Below are 15,019 nucleotides of genomic sequence, written 5' to 3' on the forward strand. Positions count from 1 at the left end.
CTAAAGCCTAAAGCCACCGCAGACACCCGCCGTCCACGTCTCTCTTTCTTCCTATCCTACAATCTCAAAGAACTGACGATAAATCGTCCCCAGACCCAACATCCCTGTCAAACCCGGCCAAAGCAATCAACCATTTCAGGCAATCACTTCTCTATCTGTTCCCCGGTCAACCAGGCCGAAACCCAATCCCCGGAGCGAGCGCCGCAGCCGCTAGAAGCAACCGCCGCCCCCTTCGATGTCGCGGCTTATAAGACGGGCTCTTTTTGCTGTCAACAACACAATTACAGGAACCGCAAGAAAAATGACATGTTATTGAAATTAAAGAGATATTTTGATGACATTTTCACAAACGCCCGTTTTGGTGGATTTTGCACCGGATAAATCGCGCCTGGGTAGCGACCATCGACGCTCGTTCCCCCTTGAGCCCGCCTTGTCCAACCAGAGAACTTCCGGCGTCCCGCTAAGCAGGCCGTGATGAGACTGTCGAGATCTCTATAAGGGGCCGCCCGAGAGAGCTCCGAACACAGCGTTCAACCCCTTCCCAATCCCCGGCCACACCCCATCTGTGCTAGGAAGACACGAACAACAAAGGTACCTTACATGAAGAAAATCGGATTTCTGTCCTTCGGGCACTGGACCCCTTCCCCACAATCGCAAACCCGTTCGGCGGCCGATGCGCTGCTGCAATCGATCGATCTGGCTGTCGCCGCCGAAGAACTCGGCGCCGATGGCGCCTATTTCCGCGTCCATCACTTCGCCCGCCAGCTCGCCTCGCCCTTTCCGCTGCTTGCGGCTGTTGGCGCCAAGACCAAGAAGATCGAGATCGGCACCGGTGTTATCGACATGCGCTATGAGAACCCGCTTTATATGGCGGAAGATGCCGGCGCGGCCGATCTGATCGCCGGCGGACGCCTGCAGCTCGGCATCAGCCGTGGTTCGCCAGAACAGGTGATCGATGGCTGGCGCTATTTCGGCTATCAGCCCGCAGAGGGTGAAAGCGACGCCGATATGGGCCGCGGCCATGCCGAAGTCTTTCTCGAAGCTCTGACAGGCCAGGGTTTCGCCCAGCCCAATCCGCGACCGATGTTTCCCAACCCGCCCGGCCTTCTCCGGCTCGAGCCCTATTCGGAAGGATTGCGCGAGCGGATCTGGTGGGGTGCCGGCTCGGATGCCACCGCCATCTGGGCCGCTCGGCTCGGTATGCATCTGCAGAGTTCCACATTGAAGAACGACGAAACGGGTGAGCCTTTCCACATCCAGCAGGCCAAGCAGATCCGCGCCTATCGTGAGGCCTGGAAGGAAGCCGGTCACACGCGCACGCCGCGCGTCTCTGTGAGCCGCAGCATCTTCGCGCTCGTCGACGATCGCGACCGGGCCTATTTCGGCCGCGGCGGCAAGGAGCAGGATTCGATCGGCTATATCGATGACAAGACGAGAGCCATCTTCGGCCGATCCTATGCAGCCGAACCGGAAGAGCTGATCCGTCAGCTCAAGGAGGACGAGGGCATCGCGGAAGCCGATACGCTGCTTCTCACCGTTCCTAACCAGCTCGGCGTCGATTACAATGCCCATGTGATCGAGGCGATCCTCAAGCATGTCGCGCCAGCGCTCGGCTGGCGCTGATCGTTCGGAACGAGCCTTTATGATTGCCGGACCCGGAGGTCAAATGCCTCCGGGATGCAGCGACCCTCGCAAATGGTTTGACTTTTTCTAATGCCCTCGACTATTGTCAAAATGAGGAACGAGGGAGGGAACGGTGCGCCCAAGCGACCAGATCATGCACAAGGCGGCATGGCTCTACTATATGCATGGTTTGCGCCAGGACGAAGTGGCCAAACAGCTGGATATATCGCGGGCCTCCGTGGCGCTCTATCTCAGGCGCGCCCGCGAATCCGGCATCGTCAACATTACCACGTCGACCTCGCTCTTTCAGCATGAGACGCTGGCCCGCGAGCTTGAGGATCTGCTTGGCCTCAAATCGGTCTGGATCGTTCCGGAAGACCGCCAGGCGCTCGATCCCGCGTCCGAAATGCCGGTTCTTGCCGCCACCGTCTTTCTCGACCTGATCGAAAAGGGCGATCGCGTCGGTGTGGCCTGGGGCCGCACGGTCTATCATATCGCCGATGTGATGCCCTTTGCCGATCTGCATGGCGTCACCGTCGTCCAGCTCTGCGGCAATCTTGGCGCCCCTTACGATTACCGCCCCGACCAGTGCACGACGGAAATTGCCCGCCGGCTGAATGCCGAGGGTATCAACATCTATGCACCGCTGGTCTTGAGTTCCGAACGGCTGGCCGCCGAACTGCGCGCCGAACCGGTGATCCAGGAACAGCTCGCCTCGATTGCCGATTGCCAGCTGGCGCTCTATTCCGTGGGCGGCATCGAGGATGACAGCCATCTTGTCAAATGCGGCGCGCTTTCGGCCGCCGAAATGCAGGAAATGGGCCGCCTCGGCGCCGCCGGCGTCATTGCCGGCCAGCTGATCGACGGCGATGGCCAGCCGATGGATTGTGCCCACAATCGCCGCTGCATTTCTGCTGATCTCTCTTCCATTCGCGCCATCCCCAAGCGGATGATGGTGGTGCAGGAAGAGTCCAAATTCGAACCGCTGGTCGCCGCCATCAGGGGCGGGCTGGCCTCGCATCTGATCGTGACCGCCTCGATGGGCCAGCGGCTGATGCAACGTTTCCAAAGCTGAACCCGGTCACTTGACCGCACAACCGGGCCATTGCCCGGACGAATTCTCATGGAGGAATGGATGGACAATCTCTGGCGCGACGATGAAGCCGAAGCCTATGTCGAAAAATACGGCAAGCTCGGCATCAACCGCGATCTGGCCCTGCGTACCTATACGACGCGGCTGCTGGGCGGCGAACCGCGGCTGGTGCTGCATGGCGGCGGCAACACATCCGTCAAGACCACCGTCACCGATCTGGTCGGCGACGTGCATGAGGTTCTCTGCGTCAAGGGGTCTGGCTGGGACATGGGTACGATCGAACCGGCAGGCCTGCCGGCGGTGAAGATCGCGCCTCTTCTCAAGGCCCGCAAGCTCGACCGGCTCTCGGACGAGGATATGGTGACGCTCCAGCGCGCCAACCTTGTCGATCCCGCCTCCCCCAACCCGTCGGTCGAGGCGCTGCTGCATGCATTCATCCCGCACAAGTTCGTCGATCACACCCATTCGACCGGCGTGCTGGCGATCGCCGATCTTGCCGACAGCATCGAACGCAGCAAGGCGGTTTTCGGCCCGAAGATGGGCTATGTGCCCTATGTGATGCCGGGCTTCGACCTCGCCAAGCTGGCTGCCGACGTCTATGATCAGGATCCGAGCGTCGAAGGCCTGATCCTCGACAAGCACGGCATCTTCACCTTCGGCGCCACCGCGCGCGAAGCCTATGACCGGATGATCCATTATGTCACGCTGGCGGAGGACTATGTCCGCACACATGGCAAGAACCCGTTCACGCCCGTGACCCTGCCCGCAACGCTTGCAAAGCCCGAGGAGATCGCGCCGATGCTGCGCGGTGCGGTGGCCGTGGCCAAGGGTGCCGGCAGTTTCGACCGGATGGTGAGCGAATTCCGCAGTTCGCCGGAGATCCTCGCCTTCGTCAATGCCGTCGAGGTCGAAGACATGGCCCGCCGTGGCGTGTCGACGCCCGATCTTTCGATCCGCATCAAGACCGGACCGATGGTACTTCCCGCACCCGATGCGTCGAAGCTCGACACTTACGGTGCGGAAATCGATGCCCGCGTTGCCGGCTTCATCGAGGATTACACCGCCTATTTCAACGCCAATGACGGCCGCGATGGTGTGAAGAAAATCATGCTCGACCCGATGCCGCGGCTGACGCTGGTGCCGGGGCTTGGCCTCTTCGGCCATGGCCGCACGTTGAAAGACGCGAAAATCGCCGCCGACGTTGCCGAGACCTGGATCGAGACCGCCCGCGATGCGGAATCGATCGGCCGTTTCGAGCCGGTAAGCAAGCCTGATCTCTTCGACCTCGAATATTGGTCGCTCGAACAGGCGAAACTCGCCGGCGCCAAGCCCAAACCCTTCACCGGTCAGGTCGCGGTCGTCACCGGCGGCGCCGGCGCCATCGGGGCTGCCGTGGCCAAGGCCTTCGCCCGCGAAGGCGCCCATGTCGTGGTGCTCGATCTCGATGGCGAGAAGGCTGCCGCCGTTGCCAAGGCCGCCGGCAACCTGTCGATAGGGCTCGCCTCGGATGTCACCGATCCTGCATCGGTGCGGGCCGCCTTCAATCACGCCGTCCGCACCTATGGCGGTGTCGATATCGTGATTTCCAATGCCGGAGCCGCCTGGGAAGGCGCGATTGCGACGCTCGACGAGGCAACGCTGCGCAAGAGTTTCGAGCTCAACTTCTTCAGCCACCAGACCGTGGCGCAGAATGCCGTGCGCATCATGAAAGCGCAGAAGACCGGCGGCTGCCTGTTGTTCAACGTCTCCAAGCAGGCGGTCAATCCGGGCCCGAATTTCGGCGCCTATGGCCTGCCGAAGGCCGCCCTTCTGTTCCTGTCGCGGCAATATGCGCTCGAGCACGGCAAGGATGGCATCCGCGTTAACGCCGTCAACCCCGACCGTATCCGCTCCGGCCTGCTCAATGACGAGATGATCGGTTCGCGCTCGAAATCCCGCGGCGTTTCGGTGGAAGACTATATGGCGGGCAACCTGCTGCATCAGGAAGTCACCGCCGACCATGTCGCCCAGGCCTTCGTGCATCAGGCGCTTGCCGAACGCACGACCGGCGACGTGACGACGGTCGATGGCGGCAATATCGCAGCCGTGTTGCGGTAGGGGGCGGCACACGCCCTCTTCTCCCCTTGGGGAGAAGGTGGCCCGGAGGGCCGGATGAGGGGTTTTCATGTTGCTATGAGTGAACCCTTCACCCCCCTCTGCCCTGCCGGACATCTCCCCCTCAAGGGGAGAGATTACATAGCCGCGCCGGCTTCCCAAGGCAGCAACGTCAATGGCTGGGCGAGGATCGTGACCCCGGCCGATCTCCCCCCTCAAGAGGGAGATTCCCGGCAGGGCAGAGGGGGTGCCACGGGCACGCCTGCGCGCCGACGACCCATCAGGCCAGATCAGTCAAGGCAAAGTCATTGCCCTTGTAGCCCAGCGCAACCTGCTGTGCCTTGGCACAGGCATAGCTGAAGCAATCACCGAAATTGAGCGCCGCCGGATGGTTGACAACTTTTCCATAGGTCATCGCTGCATCGACCGCCAATCGACCCACGTCCGGCGTTATGCCTGCCTCAACCGCCTGAATGGCTGTAAGGAACTCATCGACCGCCAGCCCTGAGGCCTCGATCGCCTGCCGCTTCGTACCACCGGCGCTGAATTTCCTGGCCAGACCGAGAACCGCTTCAAATCGCACAATGGGAGAAATGGTAAAGCCACCATCCACTGTTTCCAATAGTTTGACGATCTCCTCCCATCCTTCCTCTCTGGCGATGACAGCAACGATGATGGAAGCGTCGAGAAACATCAGTCGTCGCCCCACATTTCATCCGAAAATGCCTTGAGATCGAAATCAGGATCGACCTCACCGATAGCGGCAGCCATAGCCTGCGATTTTGCAATCCTCTGGCGCAACGGAAGCTTTTGCCTCGACCGGGCAAGCTCATTGGCCAACGCCTGCCGCACGGCAGCTGTCTTTGACGGTGTTTTCAGTGCCTTTTGCAGCTCGGAGGCAAGAGCATCAACGGCATCATCGCGGATGAAGAGAGGCATGGATATCTCCATGAGATATATTGATATCATCATTGTATATCTTGGGTATCAAGGAGGCAAGCAGCAAGGTCGATCGCAACACCAAGGAGGGGAAGACATTGGATGGGGGAACATTGAGGAGGTGATGCGGTAGGGAGCAATCTGCTCAGAGGGTCGCAAAAACAGATAGCAACCGAAGATAGAGCAAAGCTGCGGCTGTGAAGCAAGCTCAGCTATCGGATCTCAACCGCCGCAGGACTGCAGATAAGACAAGCACATCGCTATGAGCTGTTCGCGGATCGCCGCCTGTTCTTTGACAGGCAGATTGCGCTCAAAAACGTTCCGAACAGTCCCGAAAATCACGGACAGCAGCGTAATTTCTATAAGCTGGATGTCCTTATATTGCGCAGATGGAGCGCTCCGCAGCATTTCCTGGGTCGCCGCGTCCATCCGCTTGGCAAAAGCGTCGATCAGCGCCTCGTTATCAAGTTCAACTGCGGAACTGTAAAGCGCCCGCGTCACATCGCTCCGCTCCGTCTTTGCCTCCCAATAGGCGTTAACGAGCGCCTCGATCATTTCCCTCGATGTTTTCCCATGTTGACTGCGGCATACGTTCTCCATGCGTTCGGCCAACAGATCGAGATATCGTTCGTTAAGCGCATAAAGAAGGGCCTGCTTGTGCGGAAAATACTGGTACATCGTGCCGACGGAAACGCCGGCCCGCTCCGCCACCCGCGTGGTGGTTAGCCGTTGGGTCCCGCCACTGATCAAAACCTGAATAGTCGCCTCAAAAATGGCGTCCACCGTCGAGGCTGAGCGCGCCTGACGCGGTCTTTTGCGGGCTTTCAGATGTCGAGGGGCTGTGATGTCCATATGCGAATCCAAAATGCGAAGCATCCTTCATATATTTTCTTAGGCAATACGCCAACATAAGGAAGGACAACAATGGATAACATAACGAAGATTGCCTTGGTCACCGGCGCTAACAAGGGCATTGGGCGCGAGATTGCGCGCCAACTTGCCGAAGCAGGCGTTACCGTCATCATGGGCGCGCGTGTTTTGCGCCTCGGCCAAGCGGCGACAAGAGAGCTGACTGAAGCTGGATTGAAGGCCGAATCCATCGAGTTGGATATCAACAAGGAAAACACTATCGCTTCGGCTGCCAACACGATTCTCGCGAAGTATGGTCGCCTCGATATTCTTGTAAACAATGCGGGAATTGTCGATGCCGAGGATGGCCCCCCGTCAAAGGCGACTGCCGCCGCAGTTCGGCGGCTCATCGAAACGAACTTCATCGGGACCCTGTGTGTGACACAGGCCATGCTTCCGTTGCTGCGATTGTCGAAAGCCGGCCGCATCGTTAACTTGTCAACGACCCTTGCGTCTTTGACAGTAAACGGTGATCCGACGTCGCCCTACTATGAGGCACGTCTCATTGGATATAACGCTTCGAAGGCCGCACTCAACATGCTGACAGTACAGCTGGCAGCGGAGTTGAAGAACACACAGATCGTCGTCAACGCGGTTGCGCCCGGCTACGTGAGAACGGATCTTACAGGCGGACAGGGCTTCATGACCCCAGCCGAAGGTGCGCGGCTGCCTGTGCAGTATGCCCTGCTTGGCGATGATGCGGTTTCGGGTCGCTTCGTCGAACCGCAGGGCGAAGTCGCCTGGTAATCAATCCTGCCCGTCATGGGTGGGGCACCCCACCCATGGCGCAAGCGGATACCTTGGGTCGGCATACCAACGAACTCGTGGTCGTCGCAGTACCCGTCAATTGCAGCGATCCATGCTTTGCGGGGTGATCATCTACGGGATTAAGACGTCTAGAGTGATCTCTCCGAAACGTTCAAGAAGCAGGCTCTCTGCACGCAGCAAGGTGCTTGAGAGCGCGGAATTTACATTTTGTTCGATCACGCAGTCCGGGTGCCTGCTACGAGAGCCAATTGCGAATAGGGTTGGCCGGTTGAGGGCTTCGTAGACATTCAGCAAGGTGATTTCGCGAAGTGGTCGGTTAAGCTGCCAGCCACCACCGTGACCCTTGAAGGATTTGACATAACCCGCCTTGCGAAGCCCGGCCATAGTTCGTCGGAATACCGCCGGGTTTGTTCCCATTGTCTTGGCCAGTTCTTCCGAGGTGAGCGCTCCATCAACCTGTCCCATGTGCAACAGCACATGCAGTACGTCCGACAATCTTGTGTCTTTGTTCATCGCTTGCCCCTGCATCTGTCGCAACAAGTTATGCAGATTCATGTATCATTTGTTGCTACATGAAACCACATCATGTTATGTATCTTCATCTGTTACATAAGGCTACTCGTTGGCATGGACACCAAATTCACCCCATTTACAGACCCCGGCTCTGTTTCGGCCTATGTGCTCGACACGCCGCGCAAAGTCCCGGCTTTGGCGGCGCTTCACGACATGACCACACAGCTCGTTTCGGAGCGCGCATCGGCATCTTCAACTATACTCGTCATCGGAGCGGGAGGCGGTCTGGAAATCCAGGCGATGGCAATCGCTCGTCCAAACTGGCAGTTCATCGGCGTAGACCCCTCACCGAACATGTTGGAAGTTGCACGGAATACAACGTCACCTTACGCCGCGCGAACCGATCTTATACTTGGAACAGCAGTGGATGCCCCGCCCGGTCCCTTTGATGGCGCGGTTTGCCTCCTCACCCTTCACTTCCTCAACAGAGAAGAAAGATTACAGACGCTTGTCGAGATTCGCAGGCGGTTGAAGCCAGGCAGTGTCTTCGTTGCGGCTCATCACACTGCACCCAATGGCGAGGCAGAAAAATGGCTGGCGCGCTCTGCAGCATATTCCGGGGTTGCCGGGAGAAATGCGGACACGATTGCAGCATCGGCCAAAACGATGGCGCAGCTGCTGCCGCTCCTCACACCGGGTGAGGAGGAAGCGGGGTTTCTGGCGGCGGGGTTCCGTGCCCCCGAAATGTTTTTTGCCGCATTTTCATTTCGCGGCTGGGTCATGACTGCCCCCTATTGACGCTGTCCTGATTACTCGAAGGGGCCGAATTCCGACAACCTTTCGCGATTGGTTTGATCATGGACTCGGGAGCCCCCCAAACGAAAAAAGGCGGCTCCGAAGAGCCGCCAGTCCTAGGGAAAACCCTATGATCACTTGCCCGGCAGCGGCATCCAGGCGGGAACGGCCACATCGGCATGGGCGAACTGCGGCAGCTTGGCCGAGAGTTCTTCCATGTTCTTGATGTCGTTGTCGTTCAGGTCCTTCTGGGTGATCAGCGTCGGCGGAACCACCACATTGTGGCCCGGATCTTCACCGGCCAGCATCATGGCGAGCGCACGCACCGAGACCTGACCGACGACGGCCGGGTTGGTGGCAGCGGTTGCCGCCCAGGCCGAGCCCGGCTCGCGCATGGCAGCGATGTCGGAGGTCGAAATGTCGGCCGAATAGATCTTCACGCTCGAAGAGAGGCCAGCTTCATCGACGGCGATCTTCACGCCCTTGGCGAATTCGTCATAGGGGGCGAACATCACCGTGATATCCGGATTGGCCGAGATGACCGAACGGGCCTGGTTGGCAACCGAGTTGGCGATCGGGTTGTCGAGCGTGCCGAACATCGCCTTTTCCTTGATGCCCGGATACTTGGCCTTGAATTCCTTCCAGGTCTCGTCGCGGCGGTCGAGCGGCGCGATACCGGCAACATAGACATAGCCGGCATTCCAGCTTTCGCCATTGTCCTTGATCGCCTGCTCGAGCGCGAGGCGGGCAAGGTCACGGTCTGACTGTTCGACCTGCGGGATCTTGTCGTTTTCGACATTGACGTCGAAGGCGACGACCTTGATGCCGGCGTCGACCGCGCGCTGGGCGGCTTCCTTCATCGATTCCGTCAGGCCGTGCTGGATGATGATGCCGTTGACGCCGAGCGCAATCGCCTGGTCGACCATGTCGGCCTGCAGAGCGGCATCCTGGCGGCTGTCGAGCACGCGCAGATCGACGCCGAGTGCCTTCGCCTGGGCTTCGACGCCCGAGAGATAGGACTGGAAGAAGTCGCCGGTCGAGAGATAACGCACGAGCGCGATCTTGACCTTGCCGGGGTCATTGAACGGCGCCGGCATATCGGCAGCAAGCGCGCTGCCGGCAAAGGCGGTGGCGGCCATCAGGCCGGCGGCAAGCTTGCCGAACGTTCTACGGGTAAAGGACATGTTTTTAGTCTCCTCCATTTGGTTTCCTCCAAGGCATGCGTCGGGGGGCGTGCCCCCTATTTCCGGCTGCGTTGCGACAGCGCGAATGTGAAGACGAGGGCCACGACAAGGACAGCACCCTTGACGAAATCCTGCGTGTAATAGGGGGCGTTCATCATCGTCAGGCCCTGCAGCAGGATGCCGACGAAGAGCGCACCGATGGCGGTGCCGAAAGCATTGGGCTTGGCCGCGCCGAGAACGGCAAAGCCGATCAGCGCAGCCGCCACGGAATCGAGCAGCAGGTTATTGCCCGAGGCGATATCGCCGCGGCCGAGACGGGCCGCCATCAGGATGCCGCCGATCGAGGCGAAGACGCCGGAGATCACATAGGCGCCGATCTTGTAGCGGTTGACCGGCGCACCGGCGAGCTGTGCGGCGCGCTCATTGGACCCCACCGCATACATCATGCGGCCGAAGCGGGTATATTCGAGAAAGAACCAGATCAGGATCGCCAGCACGATCAGCACCACCACCGAGACCGGCAGCAGGTTCGGCAGGATGAAATCGAACCGGTGACGGCCCAGCGCCAGAAAGCTCGGGCTGAAGGTGCCGGTCGCGGCACTGCCGTCAGGCATGGTCATGCCGGTGGCAATCGAGCGGCCTTCGGTCGGAATGCGCTGCAGGCCGACGAGCAAAAACATCATGCCGAGCGTCGCCAGAAGATCCGGCACCCGCATATAGACGATGAGCACGCCGTTGATCAGGCCGACAAGGACGCCGATCGCCAGGCACACCAATGTTGCCGTCAATGCATCGCCGCCCATGACGACCATCACATAGGCCGATGCCATCATGGCGGTGGTCGCGACCGATCCGATCGACAGGTCGAAACCGCCGACGACAAGCGTCGCGGTGACGCCGAGCGCGAGGATACCGGTGATGGCCACCGACTGCAGGATGAAGACCGCGCTCTGCGGCGAGGCAAATCCGTCCGTCTGGACGCTGAAGAACAGCACCAGTGCAATCAGGAGAACGAGAAATCCGTAGCGGATCGCCAGCTGGCGCGCGGAATTGTTGTTGTTTGACGGAGCCGACATGATGCTTAAACAAACTCCCTGGAATTCTGCTGTTGCCCGTGGTGATAGCCGGCAATCTGGGCCAGCATTTTTTCGACATCGGGCCTGTCATTGATATGTTCGCCGACGATCGTATGTTCCGACATGACGAGGATGCGATCGGCAATTTCAAAAGCTTCATCGAGCTCGGTCAGGAAAACCAGCGTGGCGCGATCGCCGGCCGACTGGCGCAGCTTGTTGCCGATATCGCGGCGGGCGGCGATATCGACGCCCTGGAACGGTTCATCGAGAATGAGGAGCCGCGAAGCCTTCGACAGCCAGCGCCCCACCATGACCTTCTGCTGATTGCCGCCCGACAAGGTCGAAAGCTCGTCATGTTCGGACCGGCAGACGACGCCGAGTTCGGCGATCTGCTGGCGGGCGCTCGCCTGCTCCTTGCGGCGCGACATGACCGAAAGCCAGGAAAAGTGCCTGAGGAACGGCAGGCTCATATTCTGGTAGATCGGGAAATCCGGCACGATGCCGTTGATGCCGCGATCCTTGGCGACCATGAAGACGCCGCGATTGATCGCCTCGCGCGGCGTGGCCGGGTGATAGGCTGAGCCATCGAGCGTCATCTGCCCAGCAACCGGCGGCGTCAGGCCGAACAGAGCTTCGGCAAGCGCCGATTTTCCGACGCCGACGAGGCCGGTGATGGCCACCACTTCGCCGGCACCAAGCTTAAGCGAGAAAGGTTGCGCATGCGGCGCGAGCTTCAAGCCCTCGGCAGCAAAGACCGGTGCGGTGCCCGGGCGGACATCGACGCGGTTCTGCGAGGACGAGCGGCCCAGCATGGCATCGACGGCGCCTTCGTAATCCAGCGTCGGCCCATCGAAGACCCCGGCAATACGTCCATCGCGCAAGGACACGATGCGGTCGGCCAGACGCCGGATGTCGGACATGCGATGTGAAATATAGAGAATGGCGACGCCACGCGCGCGCAGCGTGTCGATGAAGGCGAACAGCCGGTCAGCTTCTGCCGACGAAAGCGACGAGGTCGGTTCGTCGAGGATCATCACCCGCGGCTCATGCATCATGGCGCGTGCGATCGCCACCATCTGCCGGTCGGCAAGCGAAAGGTCGGAGACATTGGCGCTCATGTCGAGATTGAGGCCCATGCGCTCTGCCGCCACCTTCGCCTCGCGCCGGACACGGCGCGGATTGAAGAGCGTGCGAGCGCCTTTTCCGTTGAGACGATCGAGCGTGAGATTGGTGGCGACATCGAGATCGGCCACGACGCCATCATTGATGTTCTGGTGCACGGTCACCACGCCGGCTCGCAGCGCTTCGGCTGGCGTCTGCGGAAAAAAGGGCTGGCCGTCGAGGAGAATCGATCCGGAATCGGCGGAATAGACGCCCGAGATGATGCGCACGAGCGTCGATTTGCCAGCACCGTTGGCGCCCATCAGCACGGTCACCTTGCCGGCCGGAATCGTCAGCTCCACCCCGTCCAGAACCCGGACCGGTCCGAACGACTTGCGCACGCCCTGGATACGAAAAACAGCAGTTTCGTCCATATTTTCCTCCACCCGAAATCGATGCTATTGCGGATGATCGTCAAATGTCAAGCCCATTGACATTTGACAGAGTGCGCGCATAACAGAAAGCGAGAAGGGTGTCGGGAGCACCCTTGCAAGCTATTTGGGAGGAAGAGCGATGTCCGCTTTCGAAGCCTTGACCGTCAGTACCCTGCCTGTCCGTCTCGGGCAGGAAGCTGCCATCCGGCAGCGCGTCGGCGATGATCCATCCGCATGGTCCGTCGACGAGGTGGGCGATGGCAATCTCAACCTTGTCTTCATCGTGCGCGGCGCAGCCGGCGCGGTGATCGTCAAGCAGGCGCTGCCCTATGTGCGGCTGGTCGGCGAAAGCTGGCCTCTACCGCTCAAGCGGTCGTTTTTCGAATATCATGCCCTGATCCGGCAGGCCGAACGCGACCCTGGAATGGTGCCGGAGATCTTTCATTTCGATGAGGCCCAGGCTATCATCGTCATGGAATTCCTGTCGCCGCACATCATCCTGCGCCGCGCCCTGATCGAGGGACAGCAGCTGCCGAAGATCGGTCGCGATCTCGGCAATTTCATTGCCCGCACCCTCTTTCGCGGTTCCGATCTTGCGATGGAAACACGCAAGCGGAAGGCGGACCTGGCGCTCTTTGCCGACAATGTCGAACTTTGCGACATCACCGAAAACCTGGTCTTTTCCGATCCCTATTTCGAGGCGCCGCTCAACCGCCATACGCCGGGGCTTGAAGCCATCGTCACCGAACTGCGCGCCGACCGCGACATGAAGGTGGAAGCGCAGCGGATGAAGCATCTCTTCGCCGCCAAGGCCGAAACGCTGCTGCATGGCGACCTGCATACCGGCTCGGTGATGGTGACGATGGACGATACCCGCGTCATCGATCCGGAATTCGCCTTCTATGGGCCGATGGCCTTCGATGTCGGCATGCTGATCGCCAATTTCTGGATGAGCTATTTCTCGCAATCGGGCCATGAGGCCCATGGTCCTCGTGATGCGATGCGGGCCTATCTGCTCGATACGGTCGAGGAAATCTGGACCACATTTACAATCGAGTTCACCCGCCTCTGGCATGAAGAGCGGCGCGGCATCCTTTATCAGGCAAGCCTGTTTGAGGATCGCAACGATCGCCTCGCATCGGAACAGGCGCTGCATGGTGTGATTCACGACATCTGGACCGACATGCTGGGCTTTGCCGGGGTAGAAATGCACCGCCGTATTCTCGGCCTGGCTCACAATGCCGATTTCGAAACCATTGCCGATGAAGCCAAACGGGCCGCCTGCGAGACCAAGGCTCTTAAATTCGGCCGTCATATCGCGGTCAATCGCACGCGCATCCATTCGCCCGCCGATCTCGCAACCCTGGCGGAGCGCCTTGAACAGGAGATCGTCCAATGAAAGTCGGAAACCGCCATTATCGAACGATCTGGCTGAATGATGACGGTCGCACCATCGACATCATCGACCAGCGCTGGCTGCCGCATGAATTCCGCATCGTCAACCTGCGCAATGTCGAGCAGGTGGCGGTCGCCATCCGCGACATGTGGGTGCGCGGTGCGCCGCTGATCGGGGTCACCGCCGCCTATGGCATGGCGATTGCCGCCGCCGAGGATGCTTCCGATGCTCATCTCGAAAAGACCTGGGAATATCTAAACGAGACGCGACCGACTGCAATCAACCTGCGTTGGGCGCTCAATGAGATGCTGGCGACGCTGAAGCCGCTGGCCGAAGGCGACCGCGCCGCCCGTGCCTATGAACGCGCCTTCGAGATTGCCAACGAGGATGTCGAGCTCAACCGTTCGATCGGCCGCAACGGCCTCGAAGTGATCCGCAAGATCGCCGCCACCAAAAAACCCGGCGAACCGGTCAATATTCTCACCCATTGCAATGCCGGCTGGCTGGCGACAGTCGATTACGGCACGGCAACGGCGCCGATCTATCTTGCGACAGAGGAAGGCATTCCGGTGCATGTCTATGTCGACGAGACACGGCCGCGCAACCAGGGTGCCCAGCTGACCGCATGGGAGCTGAATGGCCATGGCGTGCCGCATACGCTGATCGTCGACAATGCCGGCGGCCATCTGATGCAGCATGGCGAGGTCGATATGGTGATCGTCGGCACCGACCGCACGACTTCGCGCGGCGATGTCTGCAACAAGATCGGCACCTATCTCAAGGCGCTGGCCGCCAAGGACAATGGCGTCCCCTTCTATGTCGCCCTGCCCTCGCCCACCATTGACTGGACCGTGGATGACGGCGTCGCCGAAATCCCGATCGAGGAGCGTGACGACCGTGAGGTTACCCATGTGCAGGGCAAGACCGAAGACGGAAAGACCGTGAGCGTTCGTATTTCGCCCGAGGGCACGCCCGGCGCCAACCCGGCCTTCGACGTCACCCCCGCCCGCCTCATCACCGGCCTCATCACCGAGCGTGGCATCGCCGTCGCCTCGACCGAGGGGCTCAAGGCCCTTTTTCCCGAACGGAGCTGA

15 protein-coding genes are annotated in these 15,019 nt (G+C 60.1%); 8 read left to right on the forward strand and 7 right to left on the reverse strand.

Annotation, left to right across the window (positions count from 1 at the left end):
• The 4 genes from Q4481_RS22880 to Q4481_RS22895 all read left to right on the forward strand — a co-directional run.
• A partial coding sequence (locus Q4481_RS22880; RefSeq protein ID WP_304378739.1) for a hypothetical protein occupies positions 1–381 on the forward strand: 381 nt, incomplete at its 5' end.
• 219 nt (positions 382–600) lie between these two features.
• On the forward strand, positions 601–1,623 hold the full coding sequence (locus tag Q4481_RS22885; protein WP_304378740.1) for an LLM class flavin-dependent oxidoreductase: 1,023 nt from the start codon (positions 601–603) through the stop codon (positions 1,621–1,623).
• A 154-nt stretch (positions 1,624–1,777) separates the two neighbouring features.
• Positions 1,778–2,698 (forward strand): sugar-binding transcriptional regulator, encoded by a 921-nt coding sequence (locus Q4481_RS22890; RefSeq protein WP_304378799.1) that lies wholly within the window; start codon positions 1,778–1,780, stop codon positions 2,696–2,698.
• A gap of 60 nt (positions 2,699–2,758) precedes the next feature.
• Entirely contained in the window at positions 2,759–4,813 is a 2,055-nt protein-coding gene (locus Q4481_RS22895) for a bifunctional aldolase/short-chain dehydrogenase (RefSeq protein ID WP_304378741.1), read from the forward strand.
• 277 nt (positions 4,814–5,090) lie between these two features.
• Here Q4481_RS22895 and Q4481_RS22900 read toward each other — a convergent pair whose 3' ends face one another.
• The 3 genes from Q4481_RS22900 to Q4481_RS22910 all read right to left on the reverse strand — a co-directional run bounded on the left by Q4481_RS22900 (position 5,091) and on the right by Q4481_RS22910 (position 6,601).
• Positions 5,091–5,504 (reverse strand): type II toxin-antitoxin system VapC family toxin, encoded by a 414-nt coding sequence (locus Q4481_RS22900; protein WP_304378742.1) that lies wholly within the window; start codon positions 5,502–5,504, stop codon positions 5,091–5,093.
• On the reverse strand, positions 5,504–5,749 hold the full coding sequence (locus Q4481_RS22905) for a type II toxin-antitoxin system VapB family antitoxin (RefSeq protein WP_304378743.1): 246 nt from the start codon (positions 5,747–5,749) through the stop codon (positions 5,504–5,506). The genes Q4481_RS22900 and Q4481_RS22905 overlap by 1 nt, the downstream gene beginning before the upstream one ends.
• A 222-nt stretch (positions 5,750–5,971) precedes the next feature.
• Positions 5,972–6,601 (reverse strand): TetR/AcrR family transcriptional regulator, encoded by a 630-nt coding sequence (locus tag Q4481_RS22910; RefSeq protein WP_304378744.1) that lies wholly within the window; start codon positions 6,599–6,601, stop codon positions 5,972–5,974.
• Positions 6,602–6,697: 96 nt separating this feature from the next.
• Here Q4481_RS22910 and Q4481_RS22915 point away from each other — a divergent pair, with 96 nt between their 5' ends.
• Positions 6,698–7,405, forward strand: coding sequence for an SDR family oxidoreductase (locus Q4481_RS22915; RefSeq protein ID WP_377353627.1), 708 nt, complete (start codon positions 6,698–6,700; stop codon positions 7,403–7,405).
• Positions 7,406–7,537: 132 nt separating this feature from the next.
• On the opposite strand, the gene Q4481_RS22920 is transcribed toward Q4481_RS22915, so the two are convergent.
• On the reverse strand, positions 7,538–7,939 hold the full coding sequence (locus Q4481_RS22920) for an Rrf2 family transcriptional regulator (protein ID WP_304378746.1): 402 nt from the start codon (positions 7,937–7,939) through the stop codon (positions 7,538–7,540).
• 114 nt (positions 7,940–8,053) lie between these two features.
• Between Q4481_RS22920 and Q4481_RS22925 the strand changes: the two genes are divergently transcribed.
• Positions 8,054–8,737, forward strand: coding sequence for a class I SAM-dependent methyltransferase (locus tag Q4481_RS22925; protein WP_304378747.1), 684 nt, complete (start codon positions 8,054–8,056; stop codon positions 8,735–8,737).
• A 131-nt stretch (positions 8,738–8,868) separates the two neighbouring features.
• Here Q4481_RS22925 and Q4481_RS22930 read toward each other — a convergent pair whose 3' ends face one another.
• Genes Q4481_RS22930 through Q4481_RS22940 form a run of 3 tightly spaced genes read right to left on the reverse strand, consistent with a single transcriptional unit; the run spans position 8,869 to position 12,529 of the window.
• Positions 8,869–9,918, reverse strand: a complete 1,050-nt coding sequence (locus tag Q4481_RS22930; protein WP_304378748.1) for a substrate-binding domain-containing protein — start codon at positions 9,916–9,918, stop codon at positions 8,869–8,871.
• Positions 9,919–9,974: 56 nt separating this feature from the next.
• Entirely contained in the window at positions 9,975–10,994 is a 1,020-nt protein-coding gene (locus tag Q4481_RS22935; protein ID WP_304378749.1) for an ABC transporter permease, read from the reverse strand.
• Between the two features lie 5 nt (positions 10,995–10,999).
• Positions 11,000–12,529, reverse strand: coding sequence for a sugar ABC transporter ATP-binding protein (locus tag Q4481_RS22940; protein WP_304378750.1), 1,530 nt, complete (start codon positions 12,527–12,529; stop codon positions 11,000–11,002).
• Positions 12,530–12,668: 139 nt separating this feature from the next.
• On the opposite strand from Q4481_RS22940, the gene mtnK reads away from it, so the two are divergent.
• Together mtnK and mtnA are read left to right on the forward strand one after the other, a co-directional pair.
• Positions 12,669–13,928: an S-methyl-5-thioribose kinase gene (mtnK, locus tag Q4481_RS22945; protein WP_304378751.1), complete on the forward strand. Its 1,260-nt coding sequence runs from the start codon at positions 12,669–12,671 to the stop codon at positions 13,926–13,928.
• A complete protein-coding gene (gene mtnA / locus Q4481_RS22950) occupies positions 13,925–15,019 on the forward strand; it encodes an S-methyl-5-thioribose-1-phosphate isomerase (RefSeq protein ID WP_304378752.1) in 1,095 nt (364 codons plus the stop codon). The genes mtnK and mtnA overlap by 4 nt, the downstream gene beginning before the upstream one ends.

The sequence above is a fragment of the Fluviirhizobium alvei genome (assembly GCF_030551875.1).
Lineage (GTDB): Bacteria > Pseudomonadota > Alphaproteobacteria > Rhizobiales > Rhizobiaceae > Rhizobium_E > Rhizobium_E alvei.